This window comes from Pseudomonas sp. K5002, from assembly GCF_013386655.1.
Classification (GTDB): domain Bacteria; phylum Pseudomonadota; class Gammaproteobacteria; order Pseudomonadales; family Pseudomonadaceae; genus Aquipseudomonas.
The window spans coordinates 1-815 of sequence record NZ_JACARK010001169.1; the positions used below are offsets into that span (position 1 = coordinate 1).

1 protein-coding gene and 1 pseudogene are annotated in these 815 nt (G+C 66.4%); both read left to right on the top strand.

The features are described 5' to 3' along the window. A pseudogene (locus HX846_RS34515) lies at positions 1 to 246 on the top strand (protease modulator HflC); the annotation flags it as partial. After that, positions 243 to 815 (top strand): SPFH domain-containing protein (locus HX846_RS34520; RefSeq protein ID WP_256740284.1); only part of this gene is annotated, 573 nt, incomplete at its 3' end. The pseudogene HX846_RS34515 and the gene HX846_RS34520, both read left to right, overlap by 4 nt.

Consider the following 815-nt stretch of genomic DNA (forward strand, 5'->3'; position numbering starts at 1 on the left):
GAGCGTGATGCGCGGATCGTCCAGGCCGACGCCACGGTGAAAGCCGCCGACATCGAAGCGCAATCCCGGGTCGAAGCCGCGCAGATTTATGGCCGTGCCTACGCCGGCAATCCGCAGTTGTACAACCTGCTGCGCTCCCTCGACACCCTTGGCACAGTGGTCACGCCGGGCACCAAGATCATCCTGCGCACTGACGCCGCGCCATTCCGCGCGCTGGTGGATGGACCGAAGGATGTCCAGCCATGAGTGAGCGGGAAAGCCTCGACAGCCCGTGGATCCAGGCTGGACGGCTGACGTTCCTGGCGCTGTATGCGGTGACGGTATTGGCCGCGCTGGCGTGGGCGTTTTCCAACGTGCGCCAGATCGACCCGCAGAACCGTGCCGTGGTGTTGCACTTCGGTGCGCTGGACCGGATCCAGAATGCCGGGCTGCTGCTGGCCTGGCCGCGTCCGTTCGAGCAAGTGGTGCTGTTGCCCGCCGCGGACCGGGTGATTGAGCGCCGGGTGGAAAACCTGCTGCGTTCCGATGCGGCCACCCAAGCCGATCGCGTGGCCAGTTTTGCCACACCGCTGAGCGATGCCCTGGCCGGCTCCGGTTACCTGCTGACCGGCGATGCCGGCGTGGTGCAACTGGATGTGCGGGTCTTCTACAAGGTCACCGAGCCCTACGCGTTTGTGTTGCAGGGCGATCACGTGCTGCCCGCGCTGGATCGACTGGTCACTCGCAGCGCCGTGGTGCTGACTGCGGCGCGGGATCTGGACACGAATCTGGTGGCGCGCCCCGAGTTGATCGGCGCCGACAACCAGGCCGCCGAA